A 13438-nucleotide genomic window follows, 5' to 3' on the forward strand; every position below is an offset into this window, starting at 1 on the left:
GAGAGCGATCCGTGACGCCCCTGTCCTATTCCGAACTCCGGCAGCGTACCCGAGAGCGTGACCGCAGCCTGCGCGACAAGGTGACGACGCTGGAGGACGCCGTGCGGCTGGTCCAGAACGGCGATCATGTCGCTGTCGGCGGCTGCACGGCGTCGCGCACCCCCTTCGCGCTGATCTGGGCGCTGGTGCGGGCGCAGAAGCATGATCTTACCGTCTCGCGCTCGATCGTCTCGACCGAGGGCGACATCTTCTACGCCTCCGGCCTGTCCCGGCACATCATCACCAGCTGGTTCAGCCAGGGCATTGTCTGGGGTGTGTCCAAGGTGATGCGGGCCTACACGGAATCGAAGCGCGCGCGCTTCGAGGAGTGGAGCCACATGGCGATGGGCCTCCGCTACCGCGCCGGCGCCATGGGCGTGCCCTTCATGCCGATGCGCTCCATGCTCGGCTCGGATGTGCTGGCGCGGGTCAGCGGCGATGAGGGCCCCGCCGACGCGGCCTTTGCCGCCGCCAAGACCATGGAATGCCCGTTCACCGGTGAGACGCTGCTGCTGGTGCCCGCGCTCAACCCGGATGTGGCGATCATCCATGTCCAGCGATGCGACGCCTATGGCAACGCCCAGCTCGACGGCCTGACCTTCATGGACATCGACATCGCGATGGCCGCCAACCGGGTGATCCTCACCACCGAGCGCGTGGTCTCCAACGAGCAGATCCGCCGCCACCCGGACCAGACCAAGATCGGCTTCTTCACGGTGGATGCGGTGGTCGAGGTTCCCTTCGGCAGCGCGCCGCACGAGTGCTACGGCCTCTATGAGCCGTTCTACAGCCATATGGACCTGTACGCGCAGATGACGGCGCGCGACCCGGAAGCGGGTGCGCAGGCCTATCTCGAACGCTTCTATCACGAGCCGAAGAATTGGGCGGATTACCTCAACCGCATCGGCATGGCCGAATTGCTGGACGCCCAGCGCCGCGGGAGTGGCATCTATGACGACTGAACGCGCCCGCGCCGGCCTCTCGCTAGCGCCCGTCCCCGGCTATACCGGCTCGGAACTGCTCGCGGTGATGAGTGGGCGTCTGCTCAAGGATGGCCAGACTGTCTTTGCAGGTGTGGGGATACCTCTACTCGCCGCCATCCTCGCGCAGAAGACCCACGCGCCGGGCCTCACCATTCTGTTCGAGGGCGGGGTCATCGGCCCCTTCGTCGAAGCCGGTAAATTACCACCGTCGACCAATGAGCAACGCTGCACCCGCCGCGCCAATATGCTGGTGTCGATCACCGAAGTGCTGCTGATGCTGCAGCGTGGCTATGTTGATGTCGGCTTCATGGGCGGGGCGCAGATCGACCGGTTCGGCAATCTCAACTCCTCCTTCATCGGTGACCCGAACGCCCCGAAGATCCGCCTGCCGGGCACGGGCGGGGGCAATGACATCGCCTCGCTCGCCGACATGATCGTCGCCATGAAGCATGAGAAGCGGCGCTTCGTGGAGAAGGTCGACTTCATCACCAGCCCCGGCTTTCTCGACGGCGGCCAGACCCGCGCCGAGCGTGGCCTGCCGGCGGGCGGCATGTTCCGCGTCGTCACCGATCTCGGCATTCTCGGCTTCGACGACACCAGCCGGGCGATGACGGTGGTGGCGCTACATCCGGGCGTCTCGGCGCAGGATATCAAGGCCAATACGGGCTTTGATATCCCCGTCCCGGCCGACGTGCCGACCACGGAGGCGCCGACGCCTGAGGAACTCGCCATCCTGCGCGAACTCGATCCGCAGCAGCTTTACACGGCCTAGCTTCCTTCTCCCTCTCCCCATTGGGGAGAGGGTCGGGGTGAGGGGCCTTCCCTCGCTCCGCCCCCTCACCCGCCGCGCCGCGGCGACCTCTCCCCCACGGGGAGAGGTGAGTTAACAGAAGGCCTGCCCATGCCCGCCCCCGTCTCCTTTGGCATCGCGATGCGCAATTTCACCCGCTTCCCGGAAATGCCGGATGCGGGCGCCCTGATCGACTATGGCGTGCGGATGGAGGAACTCGGCTTCGAGTCGCTCTGGGTGTGGGACCACATCCTGCTCGGCACAGACCCACATTTTCCGATCATCGACTCGCTCTCGCTGCTCACCGCCGTGGCGGCGCGCACCAAGACCATCAAGGTCGGTACTGGCGTACTGGTACTGCCGCTGCGCAATCCGGTCATTCTCGCCAAGCAGCTTTCCTCGCTCGACCTGATCTCGAACGGCCGGCTAATGCTGGGCGCGGCGGTGGGATGGTACAAGCGCGAGTTTGATGCCGTCGGCATTGCCTATGAGCGTCGCGGCAAAATCATGGACCGCAACCTCGACATACTGAAGCGGCTGTGGACCGAGGATTCCGTCACCGGCCAGTGGGACGAACTGAATCTGCGCAACGCGGTCATGTTCCCCAAGCCGGTGCAGAAGCCACACCCGCCGATCCTGATCGGCGGCTATGTCGATGTGGTGCTGAAGCGCGCGGCGACAAAGGGCGATGGCTGGCTCACCTACTTCTATACCCCTGAGGCGTATAACGAATCCTGGGCGAAGATCACCGCCTATGCCGAGGAAGCCGGGCGCGATCCGGCCGAACTCTACAGCCTCAACCAGTTGCCGATCTATGTCGGCCCGCGCGAGGTCGGCATGGCGAAGATGAACGAATGGCTCCACGCCGAGTGGGATCTGTCCAAGGGGTCGCTCTCGACCTTTGACAGCGCCATCGTCGGCACCCCGGCAGAATGCGCCGAGCAGATCGCCGCCCATATGGCCACCGGCGTGAAGAAGATCGTTTTCGTGCCGTGGCGCTATGAGAAGGAGCAGATCGACCTGCTCGCTCATGACGTGCTGCCGCTGCTGCGCAGATAGGCGCGCTGGTTTCCTATCCCTCCGCCTTGGAGGGTAGCCCGCCCCGGCGGGCTGGTGAGGGGTCGATGACCCCCTCAACGCCCCTCACCCCTTTTTCTCGCTGACAAGGCGATGTGGTCGGCCTTAGCCGCGCAGCGCCGCGAGGCTCCCCGTCCGGGCGTGCTTGCCGGCGGCCGGCTCCTGCCGCGGCGCCAACGCATCGGCGGCATAGGAACGCTGTTTCTGGCGCGAGGGCGCCTCGTCATAAGTGGTGGTGCGCTGGCGGGCGATGCGGCCCGCCGCTCGAATGGCCGCCTCCATGCGATCGGGCGCGAATTCCTGGCCATGCATGCCGCCAGCGGCGCGGCTGATCGATTCATCCATCAGCGTGCCGCCGATGTCGTTCGCGCCGGCCTTCAGCGCGGCCACAATGCCGCCCTCGCCCAGCTTCACCCAAGACGCCTGGATGTTGGTGATGAGCGGGTTGAGCGCCAGCCGGCCGACCGCGTGCATCAGCAACGCCTCGCGCCGGCTCGGACCGGCGCGCGTGCCGCCCTTGAGGTATAAAGGTGCCTCCATATGCAGGAAGGGCAGCGGCACGAACTCGGTGATGCCGCCGGTTTCCGCCTGCAGGCGGCGCAGGCGCAGCAGATGGCGCGCCCAGTGATGATAGCCGTCGACATGGCCGAACATGATGGTCGATGTCGTCTTCAGGCCGACACGGTGCGCGGCGCCGATGATGGCCAGCCATTGCGCCGTATCGAGCTTGTCCGGGCAGATGATGGCCCGCACCTCGTCGTCGAGGATTTCCGCCGCCGTGCCCGGCAGCGTGCCAAGGCCCGCCTCCTTCAGCCGCGTGAGAAAATCCGGGATCGACAGGCCGAGCGTCGCGGCACCGTGCTGCACTTCCAGCGCGGAGAAGGCATGGACATGCATGTCCGGCACGGCCTGCTTCACCGCGCGGACAATGGCGAGGTAGGTTTCGCCGGAAAAATCCGGGTGAATGCCGCCCTGCATGCACACTTCGCTCGCCCCGCGCTGCCACGCCTCGATGGCGCGGCGCTGGATCTCGCCGAGGTCAAGCTCATAGGGCCGGCCACGCAGATGCTCGTGCTGGCGCCCTTTTGAGAACGCGCAAAAGCCGCAGCGATAGGCGCAGACATTGGTGTAATTGATGTTGCGGGTAACGACATAGGACACGGTCTCGCCGACCGTCTGGCGCCGCAACTCATCGGCCGCGTCGAACACCCGCTGGGCCCGCGCACCGCGCGCGTCGAACAGAGTGACGGTCTCGTCTTCCGCCAGTTCGCGGCCGGCAAAAGCCTTGTCGATGATGGCGTCGAGCCGGCTATCGGTCCCCGCCAGCGCGGGCGCCGCCGGCCATTCGACGAGGCTCGCCCCCTCCTCCTCGCCCACCCGCCAGGCGCTCTCATGAGCGAGGCCTGCGCCATCGGCGCGGCGCAGGACATGGGGCGCGACGTGCGGATGAAGCCAGGTCGCGCGCGCCGCAAGATGACCAGGATAGACCGCGAGGCGTGGGGCCAGAACCTTGCCCGCACGGGCGGTAGCCGCGCCGAGAGCCGCGAGCGCCGGCCAGGGCGCCTCGGGGTTCACATGATCCGGCGTGACCGGCGACACGCCGCCCCAGTCATTGATTCCGGCGTCGATCAGCGCCTTCAGCCCCTCCGGCTGGAGATTGGGCGGCGCCTGAACCGACATGGCTGGACCGAGGATCAGCCGCGCCACCGCCACGGTCCACAGATGATCCTCCAGCGAGGGCTCCAGTGCCTCGGCCATCTTCGTGCCGGCCTTGGCGCGGAAATTCTGGATGATGACTTCCTGCACATGGCCGTGCCGCTCATGGCTGTCGCGGATCGCCAGCAGCGCCTCGACGCGCTCCTCCCGCGTCTCGCCTATGCCGATCAGCAGCCCCGTGGTGAAGGGCACGCGGGCGCGTCCGGCCGCCTCCAGCGTCGCGAGCCGGACCGGAGGCCGCTTGTCGGGCGAACCGAAATGCGGGCCGCCGCGCGCCGAGAGACGCTCGGCGGTGGTCTCGATCATCAGCCCCTGCGAGGCGGAGACCTCGCGCAGCCCGGCGAGATCGGCCTCGTCCATGACGCCGGCATTGAGATGCGGCAGCAGGCCGGTCTCCTTGAGGACCAGCGTGGCCATGGCCTTGAGGTATTCAAGTGTTGTCGCGTAGCCGAGCGCGGCCAGTTCCTCGCGAACCGCGCGATAACGCAGCTCCGGCTTGTCGCCGAGCGTGAACAGCGCCTCGTCGCAGCCGACGCGGGCGCCGGCGCGGGCAATCTCCAGCACCTCGTCGGGGGTAAGATAGGACCTCTGTCCTTTCCGGGGGGGATGCGCGAAGGTACAATAATGACACACGTCGCGGCAGAGCTGGGTCAGCGGGATGAACACCTTGCGCGACACGGTGACGGTCGTGCCGAAACCGGCGTCGCGCACCCGCGCTGCCGCCGCCATCAGGGCCGCAAGATCGGTCCGCGCGGCAAGGCCGAGGGCCTCATCGCGCGACAGCTGGGCGCCCGCGGCAACCGCTCCCCAAGGCTCCCGCGCCGCCACAGCTCAGGCCTTCATCAGCTCGGGAAGCGTGACCAGCTCGACGCCGGCGTCGCGTAACGCATCGCGGCAGGCGGCGGCGACGGCGATGGCGGTCGGCTCATCGCCATGGACGCAGAGCGAGTCGAACGCGGTCGGCATTTTCTTGCCGTTGACCGAGAGAATTTCGCCATCCAGCACCATACGAACGACACGCTCCGCCGCCACCGCCGGCTCCTTGATGACGGCCTGCGGATGGGTGCGCGTGAGCAGATTGCCCTCATCATCATAGAGGCGGTCGATGAAGGCCTCGCGCGCCAGCGGCAGGTCGAGCGCCAGCGCGGCCTTCTCCATCTGCGAACCGGAGAGGGCAAGATAATACAGCGTGGGATCGACGGTCTTGATCGCCCGACCGATGGCCAAGGCATAATCGGCATCCACCGCCGCCATATTGTTCAGCGCGCCATGCGGCTTCACATGCGTGACCTTGGCCCCGGCATAGTTGGCCATGCCGATCAGCGCGGCGATCTGGTAGGCCACGAGATATTCGAGATCGGTGGCGCTCATGCGGATATGCCGACGCCCGAAACCCCAGATATCGTTGAAGCCGGGATGGGCGCCGATCGAGACACCATTGGCCTGCGCCTGGAGGCACACATCGCGCATCACCGTCGCGTCTCCCGCGTGCAGGCCGCAGGCGACATTGACGCTCTGCACGATTTTCAGGATCTCGGCGTCATTGCCGATCTGATAGTGGCCATAGCCTTCGCCCATATCGGCGTTGATATTGATGCGCTGCGCCACAGGAGCCTCCGATAGGTCAATTCAGACCACTATTAACACATTAGATAATAATGGATTTCAAGCTCAAACATACTAACATTAGGATGATTGCTGCAAGGGCGTGGGGATAGATGGAGAACGCAGGCGCCAACAAGACGGGGGAAGGTGGAAAGCGGGCCATCGGCACGCTCTGCCGCTTCCTGCCCGTGGGCGACACGGCCTTTGCCGTGGAGTTCGGAAACGCGATCTCGCCCGACATAAACGCCCTGGTGCATCGCGCCGCAGCACTTCTGGCGACGGCGCCGCCCGAGGGGCTTGTGGAGACGGTTCCCACCTTCCGCTCGCTGCTGGTGCATTACGACCCCTGCCGCACCTCGGCGCAGGCGCTGCAAGCCGCTATCGCGGAACTTGATCTCGGCGAGACCGGTGTCGTGACACCTCCGCGAACCTGGCGGCTGCCGGTCCTCTATGGCGGCGATGCGGGGCCGGATCTGGACGAGGTCGCCCGCGCCACGGGGCTCTCGACCGCTGAGGTCGTGGCGCTGCATGCGGGGACGACCTACCGCGTCTATGTGCAGGGCTTCCTGCCCGGTTTTGCCTATCTCGGCGACCTGCCGGCGAGGCTGGACCTGCCGCGCCTGACCACCCCGCGCGTGCGGGTCCCTCCCGGCTCGGTCGCCATCGCCCAGCGGATGACGGGTGTGTACCCGATTGAATCGCCCGGCGGCTGGCGGTTGATCGGCAACACGCCGATCCGATTTTTCGACCCGGCTAGCGCGCCGCCGACACTGTTCGCGCCGGGCGATGGGGTGCGCTTCGTGCCGGTGGAAGCCATCGAGCATGAGCGAATCCGCGCGGCCGTTACGCGCGGGGAGTACGCGCCGGAATGCGAGGCAACCCCATGACGGCGCTGCGTATTCTCCAGCCGGGGCCCCAGACCAGCGTGCAGGATCGCGGGCGCATCGGCTTCCAGGCCTTCGGCGTGCCCGTATGCGGCGTACTAGACGCGGTGGCGCTGCGCCTCGCCAACGCGCTGGTCGGCAACCCCGCCACGGCCGCCGCGCTGGAAATGCGCCTTTCCGGACCTAGCTTTATCGCGGAGGGCGGCGCCGTGCGGATCGCGCTGGCCGGCGCCACGGCCCGCATCGATGTCAGCCACGACGGCGAGACGCGCGCTTTTCCGGGCTGGCGGGCGATCGAGGTGCCGGAGGGCGCGAGCGTACGGATCGGGGCGCTGGGCGGTAGCGGGTGCGCCATTCTTGCGATCGCTGGAGGCATCATGACACCTCTCGTCATGGGATCACGCTCGACCGACCTCAAAGGCCGGTTCGGTGGGATCGAGGGCCGTGCGCTGGCGGCCGGCGACGAGGTGCCGATCGACGCAAGCGACCTCTCCGGCCCCTGCCTCGAACTGCCGCGACCGCCCGCGAGCGTCTTTTCAGCCACGCTGCGTGTGGTGATGGGACCCCAAGCCGAGGCCTTCACCGAGGCGGGGCGGGAGACCTTCCTCTCATCCCCTTATCGAGTCTCCCGCGAGGCCGACCGGATGGGGATGCGCCTTGAGGGGCCGGCGCTCGGCTTCGTCAAAAGTGCGGACATCGTCTCGGACGGCATCGCCACCGGCTCGATCCAGGTGCCGGGCTCCGGCCTGCCCATCATGCTGCTGGCCGACCATCAAACCATTGGCGGCTATGCCAAAATCGCCACCGTGATTTCCGCCGACCTGCCGGCCGCCGGGCGCCTGCTGCCGGGCGCGGAGATACGCTTTGCGGCGGTGAGCGTGGCGGAGGCGGAGCAGGCGCGGCGGGAGCTGGAGAGCGAGATGGCGCGCCTGATCGCGAGCCTCGTCCCGGTGCGCGAGGGAGCACGGGTGGACATGGACGCGCTATGGCGTGCGAATCTGGTGTCCGGCGTCGTTTCGGCGCTGGAAACCGAGTAACGGCGCGGGGTCGCGGATAGGATTACATGATACTGAAGATAGGAAGATCTTGCCGATTCTGACATGACATGACGCCGCCCAGCGGCTCCATCGGAACCGACCTGCCCATGCTGAAAGACCACGCGGCCGCTCTGGCCAGCCCCGACTACCGGCGCAGCCCGGTACCGCGCTATCTGCAGATCGCCGGCGTCATTCGCCGCCGGATCGAGGACGGGGTATGGGGCCCGAACGAGAAAATCTCGACACTGCAAGAGCTTGAGGCCGAGTTTCGGGTGGCTCGCGTCACCGTGCGGCAGGCTGTCGAGGTGCTGCAGAGCGAGGGGCTGGTGCGGCGTATCCAGGGCAAGGGGACGTTTGTCTCCGGCTCGGTGGAGGAAAAACGCTGGCTCAAGCTCGATCTGAAATGGCACTCGCTGGCCGGCACGATCGGCGCCAACGTGCCGCGATTCCTGCCGGTTTCCGCCAACCCGCCCGCCCCGGCGATCCGGCCGGAGGATGGCGAGACGGCATCATCCTACCGCTATCTGGAGAGCGTGCAGTCGCGGCGCGGGCAGCCCTATTCCTATGCCCGCGTGCATTTCGACGAGCGGCTCTATGCGCTGGCGCCGGAACGCTTCGACCGCGAGCCGACCATCAGCGTGGTGGCGACGCTGGAGGGCCTCACGGTGACGAAAGCCCGGCAATCCTTCATCGTCGGTACGGTGGAACCGCGCGTGGCCAATCTTCTGGCGACGGGAATCGGCTTTCCCACGGTCGAGGCGCATCTCGTGATCACCGACGCGACGGGCGTGGTGATCTATGTCGCCGATATCATCTATCGCGGCGACTGCGTGCAGCTCGACGTTGACCTTCTCGGCTGAAGTCTTTGATAGACAAGAATTTTAGCCGCGCCCGAACAGGCGGGCGAGCCAGCCCTTGAGCAGGGACAGGACCAGCGAGCCGGCATCCAGCGGGGCGGCTTGAGGTGCCAAGACACCTCCCTTGACCGCGCCATCGAGATTGGCGGCGAAGGCACCGGTGAGGCGGGCGGCGAGGTCGCGGGCGATGGCGCCACGGCTCATCTGGGCCAGCGGCCCCTGGAGCACATAGGCCACATCGACGCACACATGCGTGCCATTTTCGCTTTTTTCTTCAAGGCGATAGACCAGCCGCGCCTGCACCCGCGTGGCGCTCCTGGCATCCACGCCCCGCCCGTCAATGGCACCGGACCAGGTCGACGGATCCGCTGAGATCTGCCCGACGCCGCCGAACGCGGCCTGCATCGGGCCGAGCTTGACGCGCATTTCCGCCTTCAGGCTGCGCCCGTCCGACGGTTCGGAAAGGCTGGCGCCGGGTAGGCAGGCGATCACGCGCGCGGGGTCCTGAAAAAGCGCCCAGACCGTCGCACGGGGCGCGCCCACGTCGAATTCCTGAACGATTTCAATGGGATTGCGCAGCGGCTCGATGGTGAAGGCCGCATCTTCCGGCGCCGCGGCGGGCGCTTTCTGAGGTTCAATAATACCGATACGCGAGGTCGGCGGCACCGGGAGCGTCAGCGGCGAGGCATAAAGGGGCGGCGCGACCAGGGTGCCACGGGTGACAAGAGGCGCCTCGCCCGCACGCTCGGCCGCAACCGATTGAATGGCCTTGATAATTCCGACATAGCCGGTGCAGCGGCAGAGATTTCCCGCCAGTTCGTGGCGGATCGCATCCGTGTCGAGACCGGGGCGGCGCAGCACGATGTCGCGCGCCATGACGAGCATGCCCGGCGTGCAGAATCCGCACTGCAAAGCGTGCTCGCGGGTGAACGCCGCACGCAGTTCGACCATCACGGGATCGTCGATAAGTCCTTCTATCGTCGTGATTTTTGCCCCCTCCAGCGCCACCGGAAAAGCGATGCAGGAGCGGGCGGGGGCGCCGTCTATGAGGATGGTGCAGGCGCCGCAGACGCCGTGCTCGCAGCCGAGATGGGTGCCGGTGAGGAGCAGATCCTCGCGCAGGAAATCGGCCAGGCTCTGGCGCGGCTCGACCTCGGCCTCGATGGGACGGCCATTGACCTCGATCGACAGGGCATGTGTCACGGCATTCATGCGGGAAGGCTCTCGGGCTCAAGCGCGGCAATCGCCTCGCGGATCACGGCGCGGCGCAGACGGAAGCTGGCGGGGTCGGCGGCAAGCCCGGCTTCACGCAGGACTTCGTCAATTTTATCAACGTCTTGCAGGATGAAACGGGCATCCTGAATCACCACCTGCCGGGCCTCGGTGGCGCCGATAGCGAGGCGAAAAACGCCGCGCGCGGGGTCGTAGAGTACCGCGCACATCGCTTCCGCGAACTCGCCGACCTTGCGGCAGGACTTGCGATAACCGAAGCGGGCGGTGCCATGACACCGCGGAATCACCACACCCTCGACGATTTCCCCCTCCCCCAAAGCCGTCTCGAAGGCCCCGGTGATGAAGTCCTCGACGGGCATTTCCCGGCGGAGTGTCGGTGCAGTGAGGTGACCAGTCAGGCTTGTGAGGGTGACGAGGCTTACTTGCGCGCCCAGCGCGGCGAGCGTGGTCGGCCAGTCGGCGGCGGGGTCGGCATGGGCGAGGCTGCCGCCGATCGTGCCGCGATTGCGTACCGCGCGGTACGCGATGCCCCGCGCGATGCGGGCGAGGAAGCCGGGCGTCGGGTCCGGCACCGCGCCATCCTCGAACTCGGCATGGGTGATCGCCGCGCCATAGAGGATGGCGTCGGGGCGCTCCTCCACCGCGCGCAGTTCGGGCAGCGCACCGACATGAACGAGGAGCGAGGGTCGGGCGAGGCGCAAATTCAGCATCGGGCCGAGGCTCTGCCCGCCCGACAGCGGTTTGGCGCCCGTGTCCTCCTTGAGCGCGGTGAGCGCGGTGGGAAGATCGGCGGGGCGCAGATAGTCGAAACGGGCGGGCTTCACGCGGCGCCCCCTTCCGCAAGCTGGCGGGCGCGCGCGGCGAGCACGGCCTCGCGCACCCGGCGGGGCGTCATCGGCGAGACGGTGAGCTCGACGCCGAGATCGGCCAGCGCGTCATTGATGGCATTGCCAATGGCGGCGGGCGGGGCGATGGCGCCGCCCTCGCCAATGCCCTTCTGCCCGAAGCGGGTGTTGGGCGAGGGCGTTTCCATGTGCTGGATCCTCACCGGCGGCATCTCATTGGCGCCGGGCAGCAGATAATCGGCGAAGGTCGAGGCGAGCGGCTGGCCGTTCTCGTCATAGACCATCTCCTCATAAAGCGCGGTACCGATGCCCTGCGCGGTGCCGCCATAGATCTGGCCGTCGACCACCATCGGGTTCAGCAGCACGCCGCCATCCTCGACGATGACGTAATCGAGGATCTCCACCTCGCCGGTCTCCGGCTCCACCGCGATGACGCAGGCATGGGTGGCATAGGAGAAGGTGCCGGTATCGACCACCGGCCGGTAGCCGGCGACGAGGTCGAGCCCGTCCGGGTCGGCATCGACAGGCAGGTTCTGCGGCGCGCGGTAGAAGGTGTGGGCGATCTCGCGGAAGGTGACGGAGCCGGACGGGCCGACGACCTTCGCGTCTTCGATCCGCACGGCATCGAGTGGCGCCTGAAGCAGATGCGCGCCGATGCGCTTGATGCGTTCGCCCAGCTTGTCGCAGGCGCTCGCCACCGCGCCGCCCGCCATCACGCCCGAGCGCGAGCCCCAGGTGCCGGTGGAATAGGGCGTCATCGCCGTGTCGCCATGCACGACATTCACCAGCTCCGGGTCGATGCCCAGCACCTCGCAGGCGATCTGCGCCAGCGTGGTCTCCATGGACTGACCGTGGCTCTGGTTGCCGACGCGCACCTCCAGCGTGCCGTCGGGCGTGAGGCGGGCGCCGCATTGCTCGAAGCCGGGCACCATGGGAATGCCCCAGCCATGATAGACCGAGGTGCCGTGCGCGCCCTGCTCGCAATAGACGGCATAGCCGAGCCCGATGCGCCGCCCATCCGCCTCGCCCTGCTGCTGGCGGGCGCGCACCGCCGCATGGCCGATCATCTCATGCGCGCGGCGCAGGCTCTCGGGATAGTCGCCCATGTCGAAATCCTTGCCGGTGATGGACCGGAAAGGCATCTGGTCGGGCCGCACGAGATTGCGCAGCCGAACCTCATAGGGCTCAAGGCCGGCGGCGCGGGCCACCGCGTCGATCATCAGCTCCATCGCCGTGCACACGCCGGTGCGGGCGACGCCGCGATAGGGCACGATGGGCGGCTTGTTGGAGCACACCGACAAAACGCGGGCGCGGTAGGCCGGCAAATTGTACGGGCCCGGCAGGTTGGAGACGACCTGCGCGCCCTCGAGGCAGGCCGAGAACGGGTAGACCGAATAGGCGCCGGCATCGACATGGGCGGAGGCCTCGAAGCCGAGCAAATGGCCGTCCGCATCCGCATAGGCGGTCATGATGTAATGGTGCTCGCGGCAATTGGCGGCGGCGATCAGGTGCTCGCGCCGGTCCTCCAGCCATTTGATCGGCCGGTCGAGCTTGAGCGCCGCCCAGGCGCAGCACACTTCCTCGGGCTGAAGCAGCCCCTTCCAGCCGAAGCCGCCGCCGACATCGGGGGCGACGACGCGGATCTTGCGCTCGTCCAGCCCGAGACACTCGGCAAGGCCGGAGCGGACGATGTGCGGCATCTGCGTCGAGGTCCACAGATGAAGCTGCTCGGTGTGGCGCTCGGAGACGGCGATGCAGCCCTTGCCCTCCAGCGGCGCCATGCACTGCCGGCTGGTGCGCACCTCGCGCGTCACCTTGATCGGGGCATCCGCCAGCGCCTCGGAGAGGTTCTTCTCGGTCTGCGAGATCAGGAAGACATTGTCCGGCCAGTCCTCATGAATGCGCGCCGCCTCCGGGGTCGCCGCGCGCAGCATGTCGTAATTGGCGGGAAGCTCCTCATAGCCGACGCGGATTTCCTCGGCGAGATCCTCCGCCTCGGCCCGCGTTGGCGCCAGCACCATCACCACCGGCTCGCCGACGAAGCGCACCTTGCCGCTCGCCAGCGAGGGCTGGGCGGAGACGCGGAAGCCCGGCAGGCCGGTCTTGGCGAGAATGTCCTTCACGCCCATCATGTCGTCATGGGTGAAGGCGCGGCCCTTCAGATGGGCGGGGATATGGATGGCGGTGATGCGGGCATGGGCGAGGGTCGAGCGCACGAAAGCGACTTCGAGCTGGCCCGGAAATCGCATGTCGCCGATGAACCGCCCGCGCCCTTCCATGAGCCGGGCATCCTCCTTGCGCGGGAGGGAGGCGCCGACGCCGCGCGCCGGCTTTTCCCGCCCGTCAACCGCCTGCTGGCCGACCATGAACGC

At 67.2% G+C, this 13438-nt stretch carries 11 protein-coding genes; 6 read left to right on the forward strand and 5 right to left on the reverse strand.

What is annotated here, in order from left to right:
* Positions 1-11 precede the first annotated feature (11 nt).
* The 3 genes from KIP89_RS12795 to KIP89_RS12805 all read left to right on the forward strand — a co-directional run bounded on the left by KIP89_RS12795 (position 12) and on the right by KIP89_RS12805 (position 2871).
* Positions 12-1001, forward strand: coding sequence for a CoA transferase subunit A (locus KIP89_RS12795; protein ID WP_213755824.1), 990 nt, complete (start codon positions 12-14; stop codon positions 999-1001).
* Positions 991-1794 carry a CoA-transferase subunit beta gene (locus KIP89_RS12800; protein ID WP_213755825.1) on the forward strand — a complete coding sequence of 268 codons (804 nt, stop codon included), beginning with the start codon at positions 991-993 and terminating at the stop codon, positions 1792-1794. Before KIP89_RS12795 ends, KIP89_RS12800 begins: the two co-directional genes overlap by 11 nt.
* Positions 1795-1923: 129 nt before the next feature.
* Positions 1924-2871 (forward strand): LLM class flavin-dependent oxidoreductase, encoded by a 948-nt coding sequence (locus KIP89_RS12805; RefSeq protein WP_213755826.1) that lies wholly within the window; start codon positions 1924-1926, stop codon positions 2869-2871.
* 123 nt (positions 2872-2994) lie between these two features.
* Here KIP89_RS12805 and cofH read toward each other — a convergent pair whose 3' ends face one another.
* Together cofH and KIP89_RS12815 are read right to left on the reverse strand one after the other, a co-directional pair.
* The gene (gene cofH, locus KIP89_RS12810; protein WP_369807140.1) at positions 2995-5433 is read right to left on the reverse strand and encodes a 5-amino-6-(D-ribitylamino)uracil--L-tyrosine 4-hydroxyphenyl transferase CofH; all 2439 of its coding nucleotides are present in this window, start codon (positions 5431-5433) and stop codon (positions 2995-2997) included.
* 3 nt (positions 5434-5436) lie between these two features.
* Entirely contained in the window at positions 5437-6213 is a 777-nt protein-coding gene (locus KIP89_RS12815; RefSeq protein ID WP_213755827.1) for a LamB/YcsF family protein, read from the reverse strand.
* A gap of 110 nt (positions 6214-6323) precedes the next feature.
* Between KIP89_RS12815 and pxpB the strand changes: the two genes are divergently transcribed.
* From pxpB to KIP89_RS12830, 3 genes are all read left to right on the forward strand, one after another.
* A complete protein-coding gene (pxpB, locus tag KIP89_RS12820; protein ID WP_213755828.1) occupies positions 6324-7097 on the forward strand; it encodes a 5-oxoprolinase subunit PxpB in 774 nt (257 codons plus the stop codon).
* Positions 7094-8131 carry a 5-oxoprolinase subunit C family protein gene (locus KIP89_RS12825; RefSeq protein WP_213755829.1) on the forward strand — a complete coding sequence of 346 codons (1038 nt, stop codon included), beginning with the start codon at positions 7094-7096 and terminating at the stop codon, positions 8129-8131. Before pxpB ends, KIP89_RS12825 begins: the two co-directional genes overlap by 4 nt.
* A gap of 68 nt (positions 8132-8199) precedes the next feature.
* Positions 8200-8991, forward strand: a complete 792-nt coding sequence (locus KIP89_RS12830) for a GntR family transcriptional regulator (RefSeq protein WP_250152440.1) — start codon at positions 8200-8202, stop codon at positions 8989-8991.
* Positions 8992-9012: 21 nt separating this feature from the next.
* Here KIP89_RS12830 and KIP89_RS12835 read toward each other — a convergent pair whose 3' ends face one another.
* The 3 genes from KIP89_RS12835 to KIP89_RS12845 are packed head-to-tail and all read right to left on the reverse strand — an operon-like array spanning position 9013 to position 13432.
* Complete coding sequence (locus tag KIP89_RS12835; protein WP_213755830.1) at positions 9013-10200, reverse strand: xanthine dehydrogenase family Fe-S subunit; 1188 nt, start codon at positions 10198-10200, stop codon at positions 9013-9015.
* Entirely contained in the window at positions 10197-11045 is an 849-nt protein-coding gene (locus KIP89_RS12840; RefSeq protein WP_213755831.1) for an FAD binding domain-containing protein, read from the reverse strand. Before KIP89_RS12840 ends, KIP89_RS12835 begins: the two co-directional genes overlap by 4 nt.
* Positions 11042-13432: a xanthine dehydrogenase family protein molybdopterin-binding subunit gene (locus tag KIP89_RS12845; protein WP_213755832.1), complete on the reverse strand. Its 2391-nt coding sequence runs from the start codon at positions 13430-13432 to the stop codon at positions 11042-11044. The genes KIP89_RS12840 and KIP89_RS12845 overlap by 4 nt, the downstream gene beginning before the upstream one ends.
* Positions 13433-13438: the final 6 nt, after the last annotated feature.

Source organism: Ancylobacter radicis, assembly GCF_018449475.1.
In the GTDB taxonomy this organism is placed as follows: domain Bacteria; phylum Pseudomonadota; class Alphaproteobacteria; order Rhizobiales; family Xanthobacteraceae; genus Ancylobacter; species Ancylobacter radicis.